We start from the raw sequence: 12,065 nt of genomic DNA on the forward strand, positions 1-12,065 counted from the left end.
ATCACCCACAGGCAACGCACCGCCCGCAGCCATGGCTGCAGCGCGCCGCAGACTGACCCTTCAGAACCCAGAACAAAGCGATCACAAACCGATGTCGACCTTGAGGCTTGGCGCCTACAAACTACCTGCCGCCGAAGTGGTGCTGGTGCAGACGTTGTTCCGCCTGTACGCGCACGGCGACGCGTTCCGCTGGACCTTCGTCACCGCACCGCCCTACGACGCGCTGCTGGCCGACGGCACCACCGACGAGGGCATGAGCCCGGCCGTGGATGCCATGGCCAAGGCCGTGCTGCGCCTCACACGCATGAACTCGGGCCAGGCACCCAACACGCTGGAGCGCCCGATCCGCGCCGACCGGCTGCAGGACTGGCTCAAGTCCACCGAGCACGACCTGCTGCAGACGCGCCCGGCCACGCTGATCGAGGAAGCGACGCAGCCCGATGCCGTCGAGGCCGAGGCGACGACCCCGGCGGCGCCGATCAACCCGGTGCGCTTCAAGCTGCGGCGCTGGCCGCCGGCGGCGCTGCTGCGCTCCGACCCGAACCACATCCGCATGGCCACGCTGCTGTCGCGCCGCGCGCTCAACGCCGCCGAGCTGGCCACCATCAGCCAGCAGCCGGTGCAGGAGTGCCAGGCCTTCCTGACGACCCTGCAGACCACCGGCCTGGTGGACGTGCAGAAGGAGCCCGCGCCGGCCCCCGCACCCGCCGCCGCCGGCGCGCCCGCGCCCGCCGCGCCGCCCAAGCCGGCCCCCACGTTTGCCCGCGGCCTGATCTCCGGTATCCGCCGCCGCCTCGGCCTCTGATCCCGCTGCAGCCATCATGAACGAATACAAGATCCTCTTCACCGGCACCATGGGCGCCGGCAAGACCACCGCCATCGGCGCGGTGAGCGAAACGCCGCCCATCGTGACCGACGTGGTCAACAACGACCAGTCGCACACCAAGGAACGCACCACGGTGGGTCTGGACTTCGGCCAGTTCACGCTGGACAACGGCGACCGCATCCGCATGTTCGGCACGCCGGGCCAGTCGCGCTTCGACTTCCTCTGGAAGATCCTGTCGAAGAACGCGCTCGGCATGATCATCCTGACCGACAACTCGCGCCCCGACCCGCTGGCCGACCTGCGCGTGTACCTCGAAGGCTTTGCCGACGACCTGGACATCATGCCCTGCGCCATCGGCATCGGCCGCCTGGGAGAACACCCTCGCCGTCGATGGACGACTACATCGAGGAGCTGGCCAGGCACAACCGCGTGCTGCCGGTGCTCGAGGTCGACGTGCGCAAGCGCGATGACGTCATCCTGTTGATCGATACCCTGCTGGCCCAACTCGAGGCCGGCATGTTTGGAGAGTAAGCCATGTCCGTGAATCTGAAACTGTCGCCGACGGCGAAAGTCATTGCCGCGCGCGAAGCGCAGAACTTCCTCGACGAGGTCAACGGCGTCACCGCCGTGGTGATCGCCACCGTCGACGGCTTCGACGTGGCCTCGGCCATGCGCGCGGGCGATGCGGCGCGCGTGGCGGCCATGGCCAGCTCGATCTCGGCCATCAGCTCGGTGGTGTCGCAGGAGGCCAACCTGGGCCGCAACAAGAGCGTGACCATCGACACCGAATCCGGCTTCGCCATGGTGTACAGCGTGCACCGCGACGATGCCGAACTGGTGATCAACGTGATCGCCGACGGCAGCGCCATCCTGGGCCAGGTGGCCTACCGCATCGCGCAGTTTGCCCGCACGCTGGCCGAAGCATGACACAGAAAGCACTGCGTGATGCGCTGGAGTCCATGGCCGCGATGCCCGGGCTCGAAGGCTGCGCACTGGTCGAGATCGAGGCCGGCATGGTGTGGCACCACGCCGGCCAGATCGAAGGCGTGCAGACCTTTGCCGAAGCGGCCAGCGACTACTGGCGCCTGTACAACCGCCTGTCGCACCAGTTCAAGGACCTGGGCGACCTGAAGGCCTCGGTGATGATGCACGCGCAGGGCCGCATCACGCTGCTGCCCTGCGGCACCGGCATGCTGCTGGTGACGCTGACGCGCCAGAAGTCCGACATCGACTGGGCGCTGTGGCAGGAAAAGACCAAGGAACTCGCCCGCCTGGTGGACGAGCTGTAAACCCCACGGTTTCCAACCGGGAGACGGCGTTTTTCTGCGTGGCGCCCCTCCTGCTGAATCACTTCCCACGCAATGGCTGAATCAACCCAACGGAGAAAAGGCGGCATGGCCAATATCAAGCAAACCCTCGACGAACTGATGACCCTGGACGGCGCCATGTGCGCGGCCGTGGTCGACTCTGCCAGCGGCATGATGCTGGGCTCGGTCGGCTCCGGCGTCGATCTGGAAGTGGCTGCCGCCGGCAACACCGAAGTGATCCGCTCCAAGATGAAGACCATGCGTTCGCTGGGTCTGAACGACGTGATCGAGGACATCCTGATCACCCTGGGCAAGCAGTACCACATCCTGCGCCCGTCGGCGCGCAAGGACGGCGTGTTCATCTACTTCGTGCTGGACAAGCAGCGCGCCAACCTGGCCATGGCCCGCCGCAAGGTGCTGGACGTGGACAAGGAAATGAACTTCTGATCTGGCGCCCGCGCCACATCGCATGAACGAAGCCCCGGCATGCCGGGGCTTTTTCATGGTCACCATCGAGGCATTTTTACTATACTTTTTATAGCTTGGTGCGCTTGATCAACGGGCGATACAGGCATTTTTCATCAAAATTACCCCTGTCCACCAGCGCCCTGGCCATGGCAGATGGATGGCGCCAGACTGCCGGAACCAAAGAAGGCCCCCGAAGGGGCCAGCGTGCGGAATCCGAGGGTTTCAGCCCCTGCGTCGGCCATCCAGCCCCAGCGCACCACCACCCAGGGCCGCCATCGCCAGCAGGCCGCCGGCGATGCCCAGGTTCTTGGTGAACATCAGCTTCTGCACCATCTGCTGGTCGGCCGGAACGCCCCAGTAGTTGTGGAAGAACACGGCCGCGCCCAGCGTGAACAAGGCCAGCAGCAGGGCCGACCAGCGGGTCTTGAAGCCGACGAGCAAGGTGATGCCGGCGCCGATCTCGACCACGATGGCCAGCGCTGCCAGCACCTCGGGCATGGGCAGGCCCTTGGAGGCGATGTAGCCCACGGTGCCGGCAAAGCCCGCACCCAGCTTGCCGATGCCGGCGGGAATGAAGACGTAGGCCAGCAACAGGCGACCCAGCAGGGCCAGGGATTTTGCAGTGCGTTCATGGTGGTTTCCTTGTGACAACAAAGTGGGATGAAAAAGGGCGAGCCTGCCCACGGTGCGCCGCCAGCGGGCACAGCCGGGCCGCGCCGACCTGCGACAGGTCGGCGCGAGCAGACAAACTCGGTGAAGCGTCTGGAAGTGGGCGGTCAGGCCGCCAGGTCGAACACCAGCACCTCGGCGTCCTGGCCGCCATCCAGGCGGATGCGGCTTTCCTGCTCGATCAGCGCGGCATCGCCGCCACTGAGGCGCTGGCCGTTCACGCTCAGCTGGCCGCGCACCAGGTGCACGTAGGCCTTGCGGGCGGGGTCGATGGCCAGCTCGGTGCTTTCGGCGCCGTCGAACAGGCCGGCGTACAGGGCGGCGTCGGCGTGGATCTTCACGGCATCGCCCTCCGGCTCGCACGCCGCCACCATCCGCAGCTGGCCGCGCTTGTCGGCATCGGGCACCGTCTTCTGCTCGTAGCTGGGCGCGATGCCGGTCACGTTGGGCTCGATCCAGATCTGCAGGAAGTGCGTGGTCTGGCCCACCGCATGGTTGAACTCGCTGTGCATCACGCCGCTGCCGGCGCTCATGCGCTGCACGTCGCCGGGCGGAATGCCCTTGACGTTGCCCATGCTGTCCTTGTGCGCCAGGTTGCCCTGCAGCACGTAGCTGATGATTTCCATGTCGCGGTGGCCATGCGCGCCGAAGCCGGTGCCGGGAGCGATGCGGTCTTCGTTGATGACACGCAGGTTGCCCCAGCCCATGTGCGCCGGGTCGTAGTAGCCGGCGAACGAGAAGCTGTGGTATGACTTGAGCCAGCCGTGGTCGGCGTAGCCGCGGTCCTGTGATTTGCGAATCGTGATCATGTGTGAACTCCTTGTATGTCCTCGACTTTAGGTGGCGGCAGCGTTTTTGAAACCGCACATCATTGATGGCATCATTCAAAAAAATGAATCAAGGAGACATGCCCCATGGCCGAGCCGACCGACGTCCTGAGCCCGGATGCCTTTCGCATCCTCAACGCCATCGCCAAGGCGGGCAGCTTTGCCGCAGCGGCGCGCGCGCTGGGCATGGTGCCCAGCGCCCTGACCTACCGCGTGCGCCAGATCGAGGACGCGCTGGACGTGCTGCTGTTCGACCGCAGTTCGCGCCAAGCGCGCCCCACCGCCGCCGGCGCCGAACTGCTGGCGCAAGGCGAACGCCTGAAGCAGGAGGTGGACGCCGTGGTGAACCGCGTCAAGCGCGTGGCCACCGGCTGGGAGCCCGAGCTGACCATCACCGCTGACGGCCTGATATCGCATTCGGCCCTGATGGAGCTGTGCTGCGACTTCTTCAACCTCAACCCGCCCACCCGCCTGCGCCTGCGCGAGGAAATCCTCAGCGGCACCGTCGGCGCGCTCACCTCGGGCAAGGCCGATCTGGCCATCGGCGTGATCCTGGAGCCCTCCAGCGCCGCCAACCTGCGCGCCAAGCCGCTCGGGCAGGTGCGCTTCGTGTACGCCGTGGCGCCGCACCACCCGCTGGCGCGGGCCGAGGAGCCGCTGTCGGATACGGAACTGCTCAAGCACCGCGGCATCGTGGTGGCCGACTCGGTGCAGAACGGCACCACGCAATCCTTCGGCCTGCTGTCGGGGCAGGAAACCTTCACCGTGCCCAGTCTGGCCGCCAAGCTCGACGCCCACCTGCGCGGACTGGGCGCCGGCTTTCTGCCGGAGCCGATCGCGCGGCCGTACCTGTCCACCGGCCGGATGGTGGCGCGGCGGGTGGAACGCAGCACCCGCATTGCCCAGCTCAGCTACGCCTGGCGCGCCAGCGCCAACCCAGGCAAGGCCCTGAGCTGGTGGCTGGAACAGCTGGAGCGCCCCATCACCCGGCGCGCGCTGCTCGAACAGCACGGCAGCATGTAGAGTTCGCCCATGGCCCGCTCACACCGCACCCCGCGTCGTCAATTCGCCGTCATCGGCGCCGGCATGGCCGGCCTGGCCTGCGCCCGCACGCTGCAGCGCGCCGGGCATGCGGTGCAGGTGTTCGAGGCCGCGCCCGAGCCCGGCGGGCGCGTGGCCACGCACCTGTCGCCCTTCGGCAGCTTCGACACCGGCGCGCAGTACTTCACGGTGCGCGATGCGCGCTTCACCCAGGCGCTGGACACCACCGCCCCCGACCTGGTGCGCCGCTGGAGCGCCAACGCGGTGCGCGTGCTGGACGAACACGGCCGCGTGGTCGAGGCCGCGCCGCCCCGGCGCGACGCCCATTGGGTCGCCATCCCGGCCATGCACCGCCTGCCCCAGCGCTGGGCCGAGCCGCTGCAGGCCGCCAGCGCCCTGCACCTGGGCACGCGCGTCACCCACATCGCACGCGATGCGCTGGTGCCCGCGCGCTGGCAACTGCACACGCAGGGCCTTGAAGGCGATCAACGGGTGCATGCCGGTTTCGACCGCGTCATCCTGGCCGTACCGGCATCACAGGCGCGCAGCTTGCTATTGATTTCAGAGCTTCCCAGCCTGGCTGAGGCGCTGGCGGCCGTTGACATGGCGCCCTGCTGGACCCTGATGCTGGCCTACCCGAACGCCTCGCAACCCGGCCTGCAAACCCTGGGCCCGCAATGGAACGCCGCCCGCAGCACCCACCACCGCGTGGCCTGGCTGGCGCGCGAATCGTCCAAGCCCGGCCGAGAGCCGGTCGAACGCTGGACGGTGCAGGCCAGCCCCCTTGGTCGCGCGAACACGAGAACGACGATGCCGGCCGCGTGATCGGCAAGCTGACCAAGGCCTTCGCCGAAATCACCGGCATCCGCGCCACGCCCGCGCTGGCCGAAGCGGTGCTGTGGCGCGAGGCGCAGACCCTGAAGCCACTGGGGCAACCCTGGCTGTGGAACGCCAGCCTAGGCGTCGGCCTGTGCGGCGACTGGTGCATCGGCCACCGCGTCGAGGACGCCTTCGTCTCGGGCCCGAGCTGGCCCTGGCCATCGCCTGAGCAACGCTTGCTCCCAGGGGCGCTTTCATTTTATAGTCGCTTGCGCATATCCCGCCAGGGTTTCAAGAGAAAACCATTGAAACAACCGAGCAGAAAGCGCAAGCAGCTATTTTTTGATAGAACCGACCATGACCTGAACCGCAACGGTCCTTGCCCAACGCCATGTACATCGGCCGCTTCGCCCCCTCCCCACCGGCGCGCTGCACGCCGGCTCGCTGGTGGCCGCACTGGCCAGCTGGCTCGACGCGCGAGCGCACGGCGGGCAATGGCTGGTGCGCATCGAAGACGTCGACACGCCGCGCTGTGTCCCGGGGCCGATCAGGCCATCCTGCAGCAACTGGCAACGTGCGGGCTGGTGCCCGATGCGCCGCCAGTGTGGCAATCGCATCGCACCCATCTCTACGAAGCCGCGCTGGCCCGTCTCGTCGATGCCGGCCTCGCCTACCCCTGCGCCTGCTCACGCAAGGACATCGAACTGGCGCACGCCGCACGCGGACTCAGTCGCCTGCGTGGCGCCGAACTGCCCTACCCCGGCACCTGCCGCCCCGAACGCGGCGGCCTGCACGCCAGGCCGGCGCGCGCCTGGCGTCTGCACACTGCGCGCTCCAATCAAAAATGCCGCCAACGCCCACGGAAAGGGCGCTGACAGCTATCGACAACGAAGCATCCACGGCTTTGAACTTGGTGCATTGGCACGACCGTCGGCTGGGTCCACAGCAGCAGGACGTCGAGCATGAGGTTGGCGATTTCGTGCTGCGCCGCGCCGATGGCCTCTGGGCATATCAACTGGCCGTGGTCATCGACGACGCCGAACAGGGCGTCACGCACGTCGTGCGAGGTGAAGATCTGGCCGACAACACGCCACGGCAGATCCTGCTGCAGCGCGCCCTCGGCGTTCCAACGCCACGCTACCTGCACACCCCCTGGTGCTGGCTGCCGACGGGCAGAAGCTGAGCAAGCAGAACGGGGCCCAGGCGCTGGATCTGACCGATCCCACAGCCGCCCTGACCCAGGCCGCGTCAACCCTCGACTTGCCCCTCCCGTCCGATGGCGCGACGCTTGCGGACATGCTGGCCGAATGGACGGCCGAATGGGCGGCGCGCTGGCGGTCGTAAGCCCCAGAACGGAAACCCTGGTCATTGCATGGGCAGGCCCGTGGCTAGAGCGTCCTTGTCTGGCGGTGGAACGTCCTTATGGCCGGACGTTGGCTGGAAGCCTTCGGGCAGCAGCAGCAACGCGATTCTGGCCTGTCCCTCCGCCAGCAGTTCTGCGGGCAGAAGACGCGGATGATTCGCCGAAATCGACACAGAAACCTCTTCGACGCCGCCCCTGTCATCCATCACAGCAGCCTTCAGGGCCAAGCGCTGGTTGTAGTGATTCCACTTGTCACACGCACCCGGCGGGATGGGTATGCAGACGCCACGCTCGTCACCCACAACCAGCCTGTTGAACGCGCCAGACAGCCCGATGTGACTGGAAATGATCTCCATCAGATCAGTGCCCAGGCCTGTGAGAACCGCCGTCTTGCCCAAAGGAACAAGAAACAGGTTGGACGCGAGATTCTGGTCAGCATACCCCCGCGTAGAAAGCTCCGCCAAAGACGTCAAGGTGTCTTTCATTCGCTCATCGGCCAGCAGTTTGCCGATGGGCACTGACAGGCGTTTGGTGCGTGGACGGTCGAAAGCAAAGTTGCCGGAGAGCGCAACCTTGTAATCATGCGCTCCATCAGGGCCGGCTATAGAAAAACCTTGAGCAGCCAGATACGTCTCCGTTATCTTCGCCAAGGCTGGGTTGTCTTCGAAAGCCACCTGCAGCCGAGGTAGCGGCGCATCGCGCGGAAAAGGTGACCATCCCAGAACTCTTGTGACGATGGTGACGGGTGGCTCAGGATCTTTCGCAATGGCCTGGCCCATGACGGCGAAGGCCAGCACCAGAGTGAGGCAGAGAGACTTGATCATCGGTTTTGCTGATGACGGTTGATCGGTGCCAACGATGTTGTACTACGCCGAACATGTTGGCCCCAGCGCAGGCCGTTTCAACGCACCCATCCATCGCAAGAAACGGTTGTCCGATTGTCACCACACCAGAAAACAAAAAGCCCGCTACATAATAGGTAGCGGGCTTTTGAGGCTTGGCGCCGTTTTTCTGGTAGGACGTGCAGGATTCGAACCTGCGACCAACGGATTAAAAGTCAGCAAGAGTAGGGGTTGAGGGGTGTTGAGTGGTGTAGAGATTTCCATGATAAATCAATGACTTGCGTGAATTTTTATCCTTGCACTGTTGATGGGTATTCGGCAAAATAGGGCAAAGTTGGCTACATAGTGGCTACATGGGAGACCAGCGGATCCGTTCCGCCCGGCCCCGAAGCCATGTAGCCGCACCGCAGCCCCAGCCCCTGACCGACCATGGCCCGACCACGAAAGACCGAAGCCCCTGACCTGGCGCACGCCGTTGACTTGACAGCCGGCGCCATCGAACGCCTGAGCTGCCCGACCGGCAAGCAGCAAGCCTTCCTGCGCGACAGCAAAGCCCCCGGCCTGCGCGTGCGCGTGACCGCTGCCGGTGCCAAGGCCTACGTGTTCGAGGCGAAGCTGAACCGGCAGACCATCCGCCGCACCATCGGTGACGTGCGCGCCTGGACGATTGAGCAGGCCCGCGCCGAAGCCAACCGCCTGCGCGTGACCTTGGATGCTGGGCAAGACCCGCGCGAACTGGAACGCGAGCGGCAGGCGAAAGCCCAGGCCGCAAAAGCCGCCCAGGCTGCCCAGGCCGTCACGGTGGGCGAGACATGGGCCGCCTACATGCAAGCCCGCCGCGCGCATTGGGGCGCCCGGCACCATGCCGACCATGCGAAGCTGATTCGCCCTGGCGGCGAGAAGGCCAAGCGTGGCACCCGCGGCCGGGGCGTGACCATCGCCGGCCCCCTGCATCCCTTGATGGCGCTGCGGCTGGGCGAACTCGACGCCGACACCATGCGGGCATGGGCGAAGCGCGAAGCCGAGACCCGGCCCACATCAGCCCGGCTGGCGCTGCGCTGCCTCAAGGCCTTTCTCGCCTGGTGCGGCGAACAGAAAGCCTATGCGGGGCTGGTGAACACCGACGCCGCCAGCGGCCGGGACGTGCGCGAGGTGCTGGGGCGCGCAAAGCCCAAGACCGATGCGCTGCTGAGTGAGCAGTTGTCGGCATGGTTCTCCGCCGTGCGCGCCATCGGAAACCCCGTCATAGCCGCCGCGCTGCAAGTCATGTTGTTGACCGGCGCCCGGCCCGGCGAAGTGCTGGCGATGAAGTGGGCGGACCTGAATCACCAGTGGCGCGGAATCACCATGCGCGACAAGGTAGAGGGCGACCGCGTGATTCCGCTCACGCCCTACGTGGCGCAGTTGCTGGCCGGCCTGCCGCACCGCAATGCGTGGGTGTTCTCAAGCCCCGGCGCCGCCGATGGCGTCCTGAGCTGGCCCGCCAAGCCGCACGCCCAGGCCTGCGCCGTGGCCGGCATCGAAGGCCTGACCCTGCATGGCCTGCGCCGCAGTTTCGGCAGCCTGTCCGAGTGGCTGGAACTGCCGGCCGGCGTGGTGGCGCAGATTCAAGGCCACAAGCCCAGCGCCACGGCTGAAAAGCATTACCGCGTCAGGCCGCTTGACCTGCTGCGCGTGCACCATGAGCGCATCGAAGCATGGATGCTCGAACAGGCCAAGATTGAGTTTGACGCGAAAGCCAAGCCCGGCAAGCTGCGGGCTGTGAAGTGACACCGGGAACCAACGGGCACATACAAATATCTATATACTTCCACCATGAAGCCGATTGAGTTTCGGGCTACCGCATTGGATGACTTGAGGGCGTTCCCGCCATCGGCCATGCGCGATGCGGGTTATCAACTGGACAAGGTGCAGCATGGCCTACAGCCGGACGACGCCAAGCCGATGCCGTCGATTGGAGCTGGGGCAATGGAGCTTCGCGTCTGGGACGAAGCCGGGACGTTCCGCGTGGTGTACGTCGCCAAGCTGGCCGATGCCGTGTACGTGCTGCATTGCTTCCAGAAGAAGACCCAGCAGACAGCCCAGCGCGATATTGAGCTGGCCCGCAGGCGCTTCAAGGCCTTGATGAAGGAGATTCAGACATGACTGCAAACCGCCGCTTCGCCAGCGTCTGGGACGCTATCGAGAACACGCCCCAAGAGGCCGCCAGCATGCGTGCGCGCTCCGAATTGATGATGAGCCTGGCCGAAACCATCCGCGAACAGGGCATGACGCAAGCGCAGGCCGCCGAGCTATTCGGGGTGACGCAACCCCGTGTGTCCGACCTGGTGCGGGGCAAGGTGAGCCTGTTTTCCCTGGACACGCTGATTGACATGGCTGCAACGGCCGGCATGGGGCCGGTGGTGAAAGTCAGCAGGCCGAAGCCGCCCAAACGGCAGACGGTACGACGCTCAAAGGCTGCCGTCGCCTGACCGAATCGCCCCAGCTAGGCCCGCGAACCGAAAAGCGGGTCACCTTCACCCGCCTGCTGGGGCGCGCCAACGAAGGCCCGAGGAAGGCGGACATGAGCGATCAAGCTGAAAGACACATTACGCAGTTCCAAAAGCGCCGGCTTGAAATCAAAGGGCGCCTTTCACGACCTATCGAACGCTCTGAAAACCCAAGCGAACAGGAACGCATTGCAATCACCAAGGAACTGAACGAGAGGACGGAATTGCTCTTTGAGCGCCATGGCATCAAGCATGGTGATTGGGAGACGCTTGCGATGACACTGGCTTTTCTGCATGAGCCAGGATTTCGATTTAAGAAGCAAGCGGGAGCGAAAGAGAAGTGGAATCTTGATGCGGTGACGCGCTTCTGTCGCGACGTTGACGCAATCATGAGCGGAAACAAGCACCTGTCGAGAATCGATGCGGGCCGCATCGTGGCTCGAAGAGAGCAATGGCGCAATTTGTTTTCGAGCAGAAGGGCAAGCGATCCTACGGATGCGGCCATACAAAAGGTTCTTCAGAAATACCCAGCCTTGATTGCGTCTGAAGATGCAAGGCAGTTAAAGGCGGCGAGAGACGGATACAGAATGCTGTTCGGCGAGTTGCCAGAAGGCTTAGGCGACCAAAGTCCCGACGAGTAGAAGCAAAAATATAGTCTGGAAAGAATTGCCGGATTACTATTCTTTCCATAGTGCGACGGGCAACCTAGCTCCATTCGGTGCTGTTGCTCTCCTTTCGGAGCGCCGGCATCGGCTGGAGCATCCGATGCAGTCTGCGTACCCCCGAACGCCGCCAAGCTGGCGGCTGCGGAGAAGAAGTCCGGCGCCACCATCGTCGCTGGCAAAGCACTCAGCGAAGCCGCGCCGCCGACCGGCTCGCCGCTGAAGCAAGAACCGTCCGTCGCCGAAAATCAATCCGGCGCTGTGGTCATTGCCAGTGCAGAAGCGCCGCCGGTTGACGCGCCGCCGCCTAAGGCGCGCGCCCCGCGTGTCGTCTATACCCCGATCGATCAAGAGACGCGCAGTCACGTCGGCACGCAGCAGGCCGGTTATTACCTGGGCAGGGCGGCCCAGACATTGAGAATTTGGTCGTGCCGTGAAGACGGCCCCGTCCGCCCGATCCGCGTACACGGCCGCCTCATGTGGCCCATGGCAGGCATCCGCGCCGCGTTGGGGTTGTCCTGATGGATGCGCGGACCGCCACCAGCACCAGGGCGCAGGCGCTCTACGACGGCTACGCCGCCGATGGCTACAGCCACCGCGGGACGGCGCGCTATGAACTTGTGAGCGAGCCGGAACCCAAGGCGGAGGTTCTGACTGATGCGCCGCACTCTCCGCTTCATCCGCCACTGCATCCGCCTGCGCTCGTTCTCGCGTGCGCTGTGGGTTGATGCGTTCGAGAACCACAAGCCCAA

The 12,065-nt window shown here is 65.3% G+C and carries 13 protein-coding genes and 2 pseudogenes; 12 read left to right on the forward strand and 3 right to left on the reverse strand.

All coding sequences use genetic code 11. From position 1 onward, the window contains the following. The first annotated feature begins 91 nt into the window (after window positions 1-91). The 5 genes from H0I39_RS04325 (at window position 92) to H0I39_RS04345 (ending at window position 2,580) form a co-directional block, all read left to right on the forward strand. A complete protein-coding gene (locus H0I39_RS04325) occupies window positions 92-805 on the forward strand; it encodes a hypothetical protein (RefSeq protein WP_180549686.1) in 714 nt (237 codons plus the stop codon). Window positions 806-821: 16 nt separating this feature from the next. Beyond that, the gene (locus H0I39_RS04330) at window positions 822-1,310 is read left to right on the forward strand and encodes a GTP-binding protein (protein WP_257645618.1); all 489 of its coding nucleotides are present in this window, start codon (window positions 822-824) and stop codon (window positions 1,308-1,310) included. 50 nt (window positions 1,311-1,360) lie between these two features. After that, window positions 1,361-1,753, forward strand: coding sequence for a roadblock/LC7 domain-containing protein (locus tag H0I39_RS04335; protein WP_180549687.1), 393 nt, complete (start codon window positions 1,361-1,363; stop codon window positions 1,751-1,753). Then, window positions 1,750-2,115, forward strand: a complete 366-nt coding sequence (locus H0I39_RS04340; RefSeq protein WP_180549688.1) for a roadblock/LC7 domain-containing protein — start codon at window positions 1,750-1,752, stop codon at window positions 2,113-2,115. The genes H0I39_RS04335 and H0I39_RS04340 overlap by 4 nt, the downstream gene beginning before the upstream one ends. Window positions 2,116-2,220: 105 nt before the next feature. Continuing rightward, window positions 2,221-2,580 carry a hypothetical protein gene (locus tag H0I39_RS04345; RefSeq protein WP_180549689.1) on the forward strand — a complete coding sequence of 120 codons (360 nt, stop codon included), beginning with the start codon at window positions 2,221-2,223 and terminating at the stop codon, window positions 2,578-2,580. 243 nt (window positions 2,581-2,823) lie between these two features. Here H0I39_RS04345 and H0I39_RS04350 read toward each other — a convergent pair whose 3' ends face one another. Both H0I39_RS04350 and H0I39_RS04355 read right to left on the reverse strand, forming a co-directional pair. Further along, entirely contained in the window at window positions 2,824-3,192 is a 369-nt protein-coding gene (locus tag H0I39_RS04350) for a DoxX family protein (protein ID WP_257645619.1), read from the reverse strand. 185 nt (window positions 3,193-3,377) lie between these two features. Further along, complete coding sequence (locus H0I39_RS04355; RefSeq protein ID WP_180549690.1) at window positions 3,378-4,079, reverse strand: pirin family protein; 702 nt, start codon at window positions 4,077-4,079, stop codon at window positions 3,378-3,380. 105 nt (window positions 4,080-4,184) lie between these two features. On the opposite strand from H0I39_RS04355, the gene H0I39_RS04360 reads away from it, so the two are divergent. The 3 genes and pseudogenes from H0I39_RS04360 to gluQRS all read left to right on the forward strand — a co-directional run bounded on the left by H0I39_RS04360 (window position 4,185) and on the right by gluQRS (window position 7,301). Then, a complete protein-coding gene (locus H0I39_RS04360; RefSeq protein ID WP_180549691.1) occupies window positions 4,185-5,120 on the forward strand; it encodes a LysR family transcriptional regulator in 936 nt (311 codons plus the stop codon). Between the two features lie 9 nt (window positions 5,121-5,129). Beyond that, window positions 5,130-6,186, forward strand: a pseudogene (locus H0I39_RS04365) (NAD(P)/FAD-dependent oxidoreductase). A 162-nt stretch (window positions 6,187-6,348) separates the two neighbouring features. Then, window positions 6,349-7,301 (forward strand): annotated as a pseudogene (gene gluQRS / locus H0I39_RS04370) (tRNA glutamyl-Q(34) synthetase GluQRS). Between the two features lie 21 nt (window positions 7,302-7,322). Here the strand turns inward: gluQRS and H0I39_RS04375 are convergent. After that, window positions 7,323-8,144, reverse strand: coding sequence for a hypothetical protein (locus tag H0I39_RS04375; protein ID WP_180549692.1), 822 nt, complete (start codon window positions 8,142-8,144; stop codon window positions 7,323-7,325). A gap of 447 nt (window positions 8,145-8,591) precedes the next feature. Between H0I39_RS04375 and H0I39_RS04380 the strand changes: the two genes are divergently transcribed. The 4 genes from H0I39_RS04380 (at window position 8,592) to H0I39_RS04395 (ending at window position 11,292) form a co-directional block, all read left to right on the forward strand. After that, a complete protein-coding gene (locus H0I39_RS04380) occupies window positions 8,592-9,932 on the forward strand; it encodes a tyrosine-type recombinase/integrase (RefSeq protein WP_180549693.1) in 1,341 nt (446 codons plus the stop codon). A gap of 45 nt (window positions 9,933-9,977) precedes the next feature. Continuing rightward, window positions 9,978-10,307, forward strand: coding sequence for a type II toxin-antitoxin system RelE/ParE family toxin (locus tag H0I39_RS04385; protein ID WP_180549694.1), 330 nt, complete (start codon window positions 9,978-9,980; stop codon window positions 10,305-10,307). After that, entirely contained in the window at window positions 10,304-10,633 is a 330-nt protein-coding gene (locus tag H0I39_RS04390) for a helix-turn-helix domain-containing protein (protein WP_180549695.1), read from the forward strand. The genes H0I39_RS04385 and H0I39_RS04390 overlap by 4 nt, the downstream gene beginning before the upstream one ends. Before the next feature lie 92 nt (window positions 10,634-10,725). After that, window positions 10,726-11,292, forward strand: coding sequence for a hypothetical protein (locus H0I39_RS04395; RefSeq protein ID WP_180549696.1), 567 nt, complete (start codon window positions 10,726-10,728; stop codon window positions 11,290-11,292). Window positions 11,293-12,065: the final 773 nt, after the last annotated feature.

Source organism: Ottowia beijingensis (assembly GCF_013423955.1).
GTDB classification, from domain to species: Bacteria; Pseudomonadota; Gammaproteobacteria; order Burkholderiales; family Burkholderiaceae_C; genus Ottowia; species Ottowia beijingensis.

Coding starts and splice junctions, on each gene's coding strand:
- H0I39_RS04325 (WP_180549686.1), top strand. CDS start 92: ATGTCGACCTTGAGGCTTGGCGCCTACAAACTACCTGCCGCCGAAGTG.
- H0I39_RS04330 (WP_257645618.1), top strand. CDS start 822: ATGAACGAATACAAGATCCTCTTCACCGGCACCATGGGCGCCGGCAAG.
- H0I39_RS04335 (WP_180549687.1), top strand. CDS start 1,361: ATGTCCGTGAATCTGAAACTGTCGCCGACGGCGAAAGTCATTGCCGCG.
- H0I39_RS04340 (WP_180549688.1), top strand. CDS start 1,750: ATGACACAGAAAGCACTGCGTGATGCGCTGGAGTCCATGGCCGCGATG.
- H0I39_RS04345 (WP_180549689.1), top strand. CDS start 2,221: ATGGCCAATATCAAGCAAACCCTCGACGAACTGATGACCCTGGACGGC.
- H0I39_RS04355 (WP_180549690.1), bottom strand. CDS start 4,079: ATGATCACGATTCGCAAATCACAGGACCGCGGCTACGCCGACCACGGC.
- H0I39_RS04360 (WP_180549691.1), top strand. CDS start 4,185: ATGGCCGAGCCGACCGACGTCCTGAGCCCGGATGCCTTTCGCATCCTC.
- H0I39_RS04375 (WP_180549692.1), bottom strand. CDS start 8,144: ATGATCAAGTCTCTCTGCCTCACTCTGGTGCTGGCCTTCGCCGTCATG.
- H0I39_RS04380 (WP_180549693.1), top strand. CDS start 8,592: ATGGCCCGACCACGAAAGACCGAAGCCCCTGACCTGGCGCACGCCGTT.
- H0I39_RS04385 (WP_180549694.1), top strand. CDS start 9,978: ATGAAGCCGATTGAGTTTCGGGCTACCGCATTGGATGACTTGAGGGCG.
- H0I39_RS04390 (WP_180549695.1), top strand. CDS start 10,304: ATGACTGCAAACCGCCGCTTCGCCAGCGTCTGGGACGCTATCGAGAAC.
- H0I39_RS04395 (WP_180549696.1), top strand. CDS start 10,726: ATGAGCGATCAAGCTGAAAGACACATTACGCAGTTCCAAAAGCGCCGG.